A 9,645-nucleotide genomic window follows, 5' to 3' on the forward strand; every position below is an offset into this window, starting at 1 on the left:
GCCGTGCGGCCCTCTATCGTCATCCTCACCGGGGCGGGCATTTCGGCCGAGTCGGGCGTGCCGACCTTTCGGGCCTCCGACGGGCTGTGGTGTGGGCATCGCGTCGAAGTCGTAGCGACGCCCGAAGGCTTTGAAGTCAATCCGGCTCTGGTCCACGACTTCTACAATCAACGCCGCACACAGTTAAAAGACGTAACCCCCAATGCGGCGCATCAGGCTCTGGCGCGGCTGTCGGCGGCCTATGACGGCGATGTGCTACTGGTGACGCAGAATGTCGATGATCTGCACGACCGGGCGCACCGGGGTGTCACGCCGAAACGCGGCTTTGGCCTGATCCATATGCACGGTGAGCTGCTGCGAGCGCGCTGTGTCGAAACCGGCAAGACCTGCGACTGGACGGGCGATATTCATATAGACACACCCTCGCCGTTCGGGAGCCTGGGCCTGCGTCCGGACATCGTGTGGTTTGGAGAAATGCCATTTCAGATGGAACGCATCTACGACGCCTTGTCGGGCTGCGGCTTGTTCCTCTCCATCGGCACGTCGGGCAACGTCTATCCGGCGGCGGGCTTCGTGCAGGAGGCTACGCGGGCCGGAGCGCACACGGTGGAGCTGAACCTGGAACCGTCTCAGGGCCACAGTCTGTTTAACGAGCGCCTCTACGGCCCCGCCACAGAGGTGGTTCCGGCCTATATCGAAGGTTTAGTGGGTTAAAACACCCGCACCGCCGTGCAGCCGTTCATCTCGATCAGCAGCAGCAGGTCAATCAGAGCCTGCACCGGAGCCGTGCCGAAATCGACGTGCAGGTGGTCGGCATCGACCAGCAGCGAATGAATATGGCCTGAAAAGCGCGAGTCCAGATCGACATTGCGGTCTTCCGGGTCGAACCAGGTCTCAAACCACGCCTCCAGCCCCTGAAGCGTTTCCGGCGCACCGGTCAGGGACAGGTTCATCTCGTGCCAGTCGAGCGCTTCAACCGTCATTTCCAGTTCGTTCAGCGTCACCACAATCGGATCAAACGCCACCTCTTCATCGGGCGACAGTTCAACGATCTGCGGCGCGTCGTCCTCCGCCGGGCCGGTCATATAGTCGGCACAGTAGAGCGACCGGTAAAGCCCGGCCTCGACCGAGACCTCAAGCTTGACCTCAGCCACACCGCCGGGATGAGCCTTGGCCTGCACATCGGCGAAATGCGCGAATTGCCCCACATAGGAGTCGCGCGCCAGTTCGATCAGTTCTTCAAAATCCATAGTCTGTTTCTTTCGCGCCTGCCGGAAGCGCTTTTACTCAAAATGCGACAGGAAGGACTGGGTGCGCGGCAATTCCTGATAACGATGCACCTTCACCCCCATAACCAGACCGAAGCCGATCATCACGGTGGTCATCACCGAGCCGCCATAGGACAGAAGCGGCTGCGGCACGCCCACCACGGGGGCCAGCCCCATCACCATCGCCCCGTTGATCAGCACATAAAGCGCGAAGGTCGCCGTCACCCCCGCCGCCGCCAGCCGCCCGAAATGCGAGTGCGAAAGCGACGCGATGCGCAGGGCCATGAACACCGCCAGCGCATAGAGGGCAAACACCGTAAACGCGCCCAGAAACCCCAGCTCCTCACCCACAGCCGCCAGAATAAAGTCGGTGTGCTTTTCCGGCAGGAAGCTCAGTTGCGACTGCGATCCCAGCCCTAGCCCCTTGCCGAGTAGCCCTCCTGACCCAATAGCGATCTTGGATTGCAGGATGTGATAGCCATCACCCGACGGGTCGGCTTCGGGGTTGAGGAAGGTCAGAACGCGCTTGCGCTGATAGTCATGCATGACGAACAGGACGAAGAACGGGATGGCGACCGCGCCACCGACAGCGGCGGTGCCGATAATGCGCCAGTCGAGCCCGGCCACGATCATCACCGTAATGCCGGTCAGAAGGATCAGCATAGCTGTCCCCAGATCGGGCTGGTGCGCCACCAGCAGGACGGGGGCCATGATCATGGTGAAGGGAATCAACAGCTTCCACGACAGCACCGCGTCCTTGGTCCCCGCTTCGTGATACCAGCGCGCCAGCGCCATCACGATGGACAGCTTCATAAATTCAGACGGCTGCATGGAGAAGGACCCGATTTCCAGCCAGCGCTGCGCGCCCATACGCACATCCCCGACCAGTTCCACGGCTACCAGCAGCAGCAAGGACACCCCATAGGCCGGATAGGCCAGCAGCATCCACCAGCGCAGATCGACCAGAGCCAGCACGATCATGAAGAGGAAACACAGGCCAAAACGCAGAACGTGATTATAGGCCCACGGCTCCCATGACATGCCCCCCACCGAATAGAGGACCAGCACACCGATGCCGGCAATCAGCGACAGCACCAGCGCAAAGCCCCAATCCACCTGAAGCAGCTTGATGTCATAACGTTCGCGTTCACCCCGCCGGGTCATTGCGCTTTCGGCCATGGGAACCTCAGGGTACGGGAGGGATGTATTCGTTGCTTTCCGGCGCGACTTCGGTGCTTTCGACCTCAGGCGGCGCGGTTTCGGCGGCTTCGACGGGTTCGGGCGGCGGCGGGGCGACGATGCGCGCCTGAAGCTCGGGGTCCTTGAGCAGGGCCACCTTCATGATCTCACGCGCCTTCGGGGCGGCGAAGCGTCCCCCGGCGATACCGTGCTGCACGATGACCGCCATGGCATAGCGCGGATTATCAACCGGCGCGTAGCAGACGAAAAGGCCGTGGTCCTTGTTCTTCCACTGCGTCGCCTTGCGCGTCCCGGCGCGATCATAGTTGATGACCTGAGCCGTACCGGTCTTGCCGGCCATCTTCATGTCACCCAGATTGAGCTGAGAGTTACGGAACGCTGTGCCGTCAGCATCGTTAGACACCATTTCCATGCCGTCGCGTACGATCTGGATATGCTCAGGCGGTATGCCCAATGGCTTGAAATCAAAATCGGTATCCACCGCCCCGATCTTCTTGATCAGGTGCGGCGTGACGGCTTTACCGCCATTGGCGATGCGCGACACATATACGGCCAGTTGCAGCGCCGACACCGTCGTATAGCCCTGCCCGATGGCCACCGAAAGCGTTTCGCCGGGATGCCATTTGGGGTCTTTGGGGCGACCCTTCGTGCCATCGAAATAGGTGCGCTTCCATTCGGTCGTCGGCACAAGCCCCGACTTCTGCCCTTCGATCTCCAGATCGAACAACTCCCCCAGACCCAGCTTGTGCGCGGTGGCGGCGATACGGTCCACGCCGGCGCGGTTACAGATGTGATAGAAGTAGGTGTCGCACGAAAATTTCAGCGCATGGCGCATATCAACCGAACCGTGCACGCCGTGGCAGCGGAAGGTGCGGTTACCAAAACGATATGAGCCGCGGCAAACCACGCGCTCGGACGGATCGACCCCGGCATCGAGGAAGGACAGGGCCGTCGCCATTTTAAAGGTCGAGCCCGGCGCGAATGTCGAGCCGATCGCCTTGTCCAGCAGAGGACGCCGCTCATACTCGTTCAGCAGCTTATAGGCCTTGGACGAAATACCCGACACGAACAGGTTGGGATCAAAGGATGGTGCCGACACCATGCACAGGATTTCGCCGGTGTGGATGTTGAGCAGGACCGCACTGCCGGAATCCTGCTCAAACACCTCAAGCGCGCGCGCCTGCACCTCGGCATCCAGCGTCAGGGTGATGTCTTCGCCCGGCGTCGGCGGGCGCGTGCCATCGGGGTCTTCGGCAACGATGTTACCGCGCGCATTGACCTCGATCTTCTGGGCCCCCGCCACGCCGCGAAGCTGCTTGTCAAAGGCCTTTTCGACCCCCTGCTTGCCGATGCGGAAGCCCGGATGCAGCAGAAGCGGATCGGGGTTTTCCCCTTCGGCCTCAAGGTCCTTTTCGGAAATTTTCGAGACGTAGCCCACGACGTGCGAAAAGGCCCCGCCGTAGTGATAGACGCGGATTTCGTCCATCACCGCCTGCACGCCGGGGATTTCGGCGGCAAACAGGTTGACGCGCGAAAACTCTTCCCAGGTAAGGTCAGCCGCCACAACAGTCGGCACAAAGCGCTGCGACTGGTTGATGTCGCGCACGATCCGGCGGCGATTGTCCTGCACCTGCGGCAGGACGTAGGAAATCTGATCCAGCGTATCGTCGAGGTCGTCGATTTCGTTGCGGATAATCAGCACGCGAAACGACGGACGGTTCCCGGCAATGACATTGCCATTGCGGTCCAGAATCTTGCCACGCGGCGGTGGCACGACGCGGAAATTGAACTGATTGGCCGCCGACAGGCGCTTGTACTTGCCGCCCTGTACGATCTGAAGCAGCGCCAGTTGCCCGCCCAGCGCAAAGATACCCAGCGCCGTCACCCCGCCCATCAGAAAGATGCGGCGATGGAACGTCCCCTGCTTCTCGTTGACGTCCTCAAAAAAGATGGAGGGTTCGCTCAATTGAACCTCACATCGCTGTTGAGAAAGCGCTCAAGCAGGATCAGCACGACGACGACCAGACACCAGGTGGCCAGCATCTGTTCAAACACGCTGATCAGGCGCGGCACGACACCGGAATCGAGCGTGGTCATGATCACGCCGAGTGCAAAAAACAACAGAACCGCAAGGGTATAGGCCCCGATGACCACCCAGGTGTCCTGCCCCACAATATAGCTGCGGATGATCAGCGTCGCGGCGTGGACCGCCATCAGGCCGATGACATAGAAACCGAGCGGCGCGCCCCAGAAATAGTCGAGAAACAGCCCCATCAAACCCAGCAGGATCGGCGCGATAAAGCTGGGGCGGATCAGCGGCCAGGCAAAGGCCAGCGCCACGGGCCACACCGGCTCCGGCAGGTCCCACCCAAACGGCAAGGGCAGGTCGGTAGCCAGCACCAGCGTCGCCAGAACCGCTATCAGGGCCGGATAGAGCAACCAGTCCTGCGGCCCGACGATCCCTCCCGATCCACGGCGCGGTGTGCGGTTTTCAAACAGCGCCTTGTACAGACGCGCGCGGCGGCTGGCCGACGGCGTCATGCTGCGGGTGGACGATGAGCGGGGACGGCGTTGCGGAGCCAGCATGGCCTCAGCCTCCGCTGACGCTGGCGGACGAGGCCGACGCCGGCGCCTCAGGGGCCGGAACGGATTGTGGACGCGGCGTCTGTGCGGCGGGAGAGGACACCGGCGTCGGACGTGGCCGCGCAACACTGGCCGAATTGGCGCTGGTGGCGGCGGAACTGACGGCGGTTCCGCTGGCTGATACCGTAGCGTTTGAAGCGCTGGTGCTTTGCGCGGTCCCGGCCGCCGTCGGGGGCGGTGGCGGCAGGACATCTGTGACCAGTGGCGTGCGCAGCACCTCTTCGGCGTGCGGAAGCTGGCTGAAATCCTTGAACTTCATAACCTTGACCAGATCAACAGGTCCGCGATTGGTATACAGGTCAACCCGCCACACACCATCGACCCCGCGCCGCGCTTCCCCTACCGGCAAGCCACGCGGGAAGATACCCCCATCGCCGGAGGTCAGAATCTGATCGCCTTTTTTGAGAACGTCGGGCCCGCCGCGCACAAATTCCAGACGCGGAAAACCACCCCCGTCGCCCACCATCATGGCGCGGGCGTCGGTGCGGGCGACCATGACCGGCACGCGGCTTACGACATCGGTGACCATCAGCACGCGGCTGACGTCCGGGCTGACGCCGACCACACGACCGACAAGCCCGTGTTCATTGATTACCGGATTACCAAAGGCGAGGCCTCTGGATGACCCGGCATCAATCAGGCGGTTGTTGTTGAACGGCCCGCGCGATACCGAAACCGAACGCGCCGAGACGCTTTCGACTTCCGGCTCGGTGCGCAGATTGAGCAGAACCTCATAGCGGCGGTTCAGTTCCTTGGCCTTGCGGTAGTCATCCCGATAGCGTTCCAGCTCGACAATTTTCTGTTTCAGGACGCGGTTTTCGCTGACGGCGAAGAAATAGTCCTCGATGCCATTGGTGCGGTCGCTGACGAAGTGCGCCGGTGAGGACAGCAGGTTATTGCTTTTGGCCGCCGCCCGGTCAAAGCCGGCCCGGTTGCCATAAGCCGCCGCATCCAGCCCGCCGCGCCGGTCACCCAGGAACAGCAATGCCGCGACCACGCAAATGGCGGCGACAAGGATCATCACTCCCCACGTAATGGGCAGTTTCAGATGTTCAAAAGGCTGGTTATCCCCGTATCGCACGCTGACTTCCCTCCGGGCCCACCCGGACCCTCACTCAGAGGACAGATACTGCAAGTTTCGGTCCGAAACTATCAAGGAAATTGTAGACGGTCTGATGACAGGACCGACGCTTTTCGGCCCTGCCCTCGCCCCTTCAGGCTCAGAACATCGTCGAGTCGAGGATGCCCTTCATCCAGCGCGGATGCTCAAGCACCTTGCCGCAACCGATGGCCACGCACGACAGCGGGTCTTCGGCGATCGTCACCGGCAGGCCGGTCTGATCGCGGATTTCCGAGTCAAGCCCGCGCAACAGCGCACCACCGCCGGTCAGCATAATACCCTTGTCCGCGATGTCAGCGGCCAGTTCAGGTGGCGTGGCTTCCAGCGCCACCTTCACGGCCTCGATGATCTGCGCCACCGGTTCGGCCAAAGCCTCCGCCGCCTGACGCTCGCTGATGCGCACTTCGCGCGGCACGCCCTGCATCAGGTCGCGGCCCTTCACTTCGATCGCCAGACCTTCGCCATCATGCGGGACGCGGGCGGTGCCGATGTCCTTCTTGATGCGCTCCGCCGTGGTTTCACCGATCAGCAGGTTGTGGTTGCGGCGCATGAAGTTGGTGATGGCTTCATCCATCTTGTCCCCACCGACGCGCACCGACTTGGCATAGACGACGCCCGACAGCGACAGAACGGCCACTTCGGTCGTGCCCCCGCCAATATCAACGACCATCGAACCGGTCGGCTCGTGGATAGGCAGGCCTGCTCCGATGGCGGCGGCCATGGGCTCAGGCAGCAGCCCGACGCGACGCGCCCCGGCGTTCAGACACGAGTCGTTGATGGCGCGGCGTTCCACAGCGGTGGCGCCCGACGGCACGCAGACAATAACCTTCGGGTTTACAAAACCCTTGCGATTGTGCACCTTGCGGATGAAGTACTTGATCATCTCTTCAGCGACTTCGAAATCGGCAATAACACCGTCGCGCATCGGACGGATGGCTTCCATATGGCCCGGCGTGCGGCCCAGCATCTGCTTAGCCTCGATGCCCACCGCGTGCACCACCTTGCGCCCGCCCATATTGCGCAGCGCCACCACCGACGGCTCATTGAGCACGATGCCGCGCCCCTTCTGATAGACCAGCGTGTTGGCCGTACCGAGGTCGATGGCTATATCGTTGGAGAAGCTGCCGAAGAAGGGCTTTAACATTGAGCACTACCGCGAGAAATTTGTCTGGGAGGTGGCCGGGCTACCGGCGGCGCATAGGTCCCCGTTAAGGGCATCGCGCCGCGAAAACACGCGCCGTCCGCAAGGGGAAAACTCCCTTGCCCTTATCTCGCGTCAATTTCAAGGCCTTCAAAAAAAAACTTCGAATCACCTTGAAACGCATAACGGTAAACTATTGATTTTCGTCAGTGCCGCTCGCGGCGCTGCGGCCTTCGCGCCATTTGGTGATCAGGTGTCTGGCCAGAATGACAACGCCCAGCCAGGCCAGCCCGATCAGCGCGATCAGCGCGGTGCCCTTCCAGTCGCCGCCCTCGACGATGCGCGTAAAGACATTGCCAAACAGCGCCACCAGCGCCGTCTTGGGGATCGAGCCCAGCGCCAGCCCCAGTATGAAACCGGTGAACGGAGCCTTTGACACCCCAAAGGCCATGTTGACGATGATAAACGGCGCCGAAGGGACATTGCGCACGATGAACGAGGCCGAAAAGGCGTTGCGCCCGATATAGTCCGACAGCCGCCCCAGATGCCCGCCACCGATGCGGTTGAACGTATCCGCCCCGATAAGCCGCCCCGTATAGAAGGTGGCGGCCCCTGACACGACGGTGGCCACCCATGAATAGAAGAAGCCCAGCCACGGCCCGAAGGCCACCACGCAGGCCGCGATCAGCACAAACTGCGGCGCGCCGATATAGGCCGACAGCGTAAAGACGGCGATGACGATGAAGATACCCCAGGGGGAATCCCGGTATTCGGCCATCCACAGTTCGAATTCGTGTGTCACCTCATGGCCGAAATCGGTCTTGCCGATCAGGAAGATGACCCCAATCATGGCAAACAGAGCCAGCGTCACCCAGATGGCGCGCACCGTCTTGGCATCCATCTCGAACAGGAACTGACAGCAGCGCCGCCACAGGGGCAGCGGGCTGTTGGCGGCATCGCGCCCCGGTTCGGAAGGGTCAGGCGTTTCGGTCATGACGTGCCTATGTGCGACGGCGCGCAATCGAAATCAATATAAAGAGGCAAAGTTTATGGCGTGGCCTTACTCAAACAAAAACCCCTCCGTTTCCGGAGGGGCTGATGATCAGGCGCTGAGCGCTTCCATCTCTTCGTCCGAGATGTCGAAATTGGCATAGACCGCCTGCACGTCGTCATCGTCGTTGAGCGCGTCGATCAGCTTCATCAGCGTCCTGGCCGGATCACCCGTGATGGGCGACAGAGTCTGCGGCTTCCAGATGAACTTGGTGGACTTGGGATCGCCCAAAACCTTGGCCACGGCTTCGGTCACGGCGTTGAGGTCTTCATAGGCCGTGAAGATCAGGTGGCCGCCGTCTTCCTCGTCCTCATCGGTTTCGACATCGGCAGCCCCGGCTTCGATGGCCGCTTCCATGATGGCGTCAGCCGACCCGGCCTTCAGCGGGTATTCGATCTGGCCCATGCGGTCCCACATGAAGCTGACCGAACCGGTTTCACCCAGATTGCCGCCGAACTTGGTGAAGTAGGAACGCACATTGCCGCCGGTACGGTTGCGGTTATCGGTCAGGGTCTCGACGATGATGCCGATGCCTTGCGGCCCGAAGCCTTCGTAGCGGATTTCTTCCATATTGTCGGATTCACCGGCCGCCCCCTTCTTGATGGCGCGGTCGATATTGTCCTTCGGCATGGACTCGGCCTTGGCGTTGTTGACCGCCAGACGCAGACGCGGGTTCATGGCCGGGTCAGGCATACCCGACTTGGCGGCCACGGTGATGTCGCGCGCCAGCTTGGAAAACAGCTTGGAACGGGCCGCGTCGGCGCGACCCTTCTTGTGCATGATGTTCTTGAATTTACTATGGCCAGCCATAAACCCTCACTCACAAACAAAGTCTTCGGCCAAAGCCGAATACTTTTTTGTGTTGTCCATATCGGGAAAAATACGCTCGGGGCGGCCCTTCGCGTATTTTTCACATGTTTGCATGATGGGAGTTCGGCCCTTCATCAGAGCCTTACATCACCGGAATGCGCTGCTTCTAAACCGAAACCTGAAGTTCTGGCAACACCGTCTTGAGCCGTCCGCCCAGGCGGATGGGTTCGACACGCGTGGCCAGTCCTGTCCTGTCATCCGTTTCAACAAAAACGCCACACAGGGTCGCGGGACCTGAAGCCGGCTTATAGCGCTCCTTGCCGATGCGCGTGGTGAAGCGACGCAGCGGCTCCTCCTTGTCCATGCCGATGACGCTGTCGTAATCGGCGCAGGCCCCGGCATCGGTCTGATA

10 protein-coding genes are annotated in these 9,645 nt (G+C 61.4%); 1 reads left to right on the plus strand and 9 read right to left on the minus strand.

Translation table 11 applies throughout. From position 1 onward, the window contains the following. Positions 1-3 precede the first annotated feature (3 nt). Positions 4-714 carry an NAD-dependent deacylase gene (locus Q0072_RS14315; protein ID WP_298331375.1) on the plus strand — a complete coding sequence of 237 codons (711 nt, stop codon included), beginning with the start codon at positions 4-6 and terminating at the stop codon, positions 712-714. Here Q0072_RS14315 and Q0072_RS14320 read toward each other — a convergent pair. The 9 genes from Q0072_RS14320 to Q0072_RS14360 all read right to left on the minus strand — a co-directional run. Further along, positions 711-1,250, minus strand: coding sequence for a hypothetical protein (locus Q0072_RS14320; RefSeq protein ID WP_272741267.1), 540 nt, complete (start codon positions 1,248-1,250; stop codon positions 711-713). The genes Q0072_RS14315 and Q0072_RS14320 overlap by 4 nt on opposite strands. Positions 1,251-1,283: 33 nt before the next feature. Next, positions 1,284-2,447, minus strand: coding sequence for a rod shape-determining protein RodA (rodA, locus tag Q0072_RS14325; protein WP_298331381.1), 1,164 nt, complete (start codon positions 2,445-2,447; stop codon positions 1,284-1,286). A gap of 7 nt (positions 2,448-2,454) precedes the next feature. Further along, positions 2,455-4,434: a penicillin-binding protein 2 gene (mrdA, locus tag Q0072_RS14330; RefSeq protein ID WP_298331383.1), complete on the minus strand. Its 1,980-nt coding sequence runs from the start codon at positions 4,432-4,434 to the stop codon at positions 2,455-2,457. Next, on the minus strand, positions 4,431-5,054 hold the full coding sequence (locus Q0072_RS14335) for a hypothetical protein (protein ID WP_298331385.1): 624 nt from the start codon (positions 5,052-5,054) through the stop codon (positions 4,431-4,433). The genes mrdA and Q0072_RS14335 overlap by 4 nt, the downstream gene beginning before the upstream one ends. Positions 5,055-5,058: 4 nt before the next feature. Continuing rightward, on the minus strand, positions 5,059-6,132 hold the full coding sequence (gene mreC, locus Q0072_RS14340) for a rod shape-determining protein MreC (RefSeq protein WP_298331387.1): 1,074 nt from the start codon (positions 6,130-6,132) through the stop codon (positions 5,059-5,061). Positions 6,133-6,331: 199 nt separating this feature from the next. Next, complete coding sequence (locus Q0072_RS14345; protein WP_013479130.1) at positions 6,332-7,375, minus strand: rod shape-determining protein; 1,044 nt, start codon at positions 7,373-7,375, stop codon at positions 6,332-6,334. Between the two features lie 190 nt (positions 7,376-7,565). Then, on the minus strand, positions 7,566-8,366 hold the full coding sequence (locus tag Q0072_RS14350) for a TVP38/TMEM64 family protein (RefSeq protein ID WP_298331391.1): 801 nt from the start codon (positions 8,364-8,366) through the stop codon (positions 7,566-7,568). 108 nt (positions 8,367-8,474) lie between these two features. After that, a complete protein-coding gene (locus Q0072_RS14355) occupies positions 8,475-9,233 on the minus strand; it encodes a YebC/PmpR family DNA-binding transcriptional regulator (RefSeq protein WP_298331394.1) in 759 nt (252 codons plus the stop codon). A gap of 166 nt (positions 9,234-9,399) precedes the next feature. Then, positions 9,400-9,645: YmdB family metallophosphoesterase (locus Q0072_RS14360; protein ID WP_298331396.1), on the minus strand; the 246-nt coding region annotated here is incomplete at its 5' end.

It is taken from the genome of Asticcacaulis sp., from assembly GCF_027484505.1.
Taxonomy (GTDB): domain Bacteria; phylum Pseudomonadota; class Alphaproteobacteria; order Caulobacterales; family Caulobacteraceae; genus Asticcacaulis.

Bases quoted from the DNA above. Each gene is read 5' to 3' on its own strand.
- Q0072_RS14320 (WP_272741267.1), bottom strand. From the start codon at position 1,250: ATGGATTTTGAAGAACTGATCGAACTGGCGCGCGACTCCTATGTGGGG.
- rodA (WP_298331381.1), bottom strand. From the start codon at position 2,447: ATGGCCGAAAGCGCAATGACCCGGCGGGGTGAACGCGAACGTTATGAC.
- Q0072_RS14335 (WP_298331385.1), bottom strand. From the start codon at position 5,054: ATGCTGGCTCCGCAACGCCGTCCCCGCTCATCGTCCACCCGCAGCATG.
- mreC (WP_298331387.1), bottom strand. From the start codon at position 6,132: ATGATCCTTGTCGCCGCCATTTGCGTGGTCGCGGCATTGCTGTTCCTG.
- Q0072_RS14345 (WP_013479130.1), bottom strand. From the start codon at position 7,375: ATGTTAAAGCCCTTCTTCGGCAGCTTCTCCAACGATATAGCCATCGAC.
- Q0072_RS14350 (WP_298331391.1), bottom strand. From the start codon at position 8,366: ATGACCGAAACGCCTGACCCTTCCGAACCGGGGCGCGATGCCGCCAAC.
- Q0072_RS14355 (WP_298331394.1), bottom strand. From the start codon at position 9,233: ATGGCTGGCCATAGTAAATTCAAGAACATCATGCACAAGAAGGGTCGC.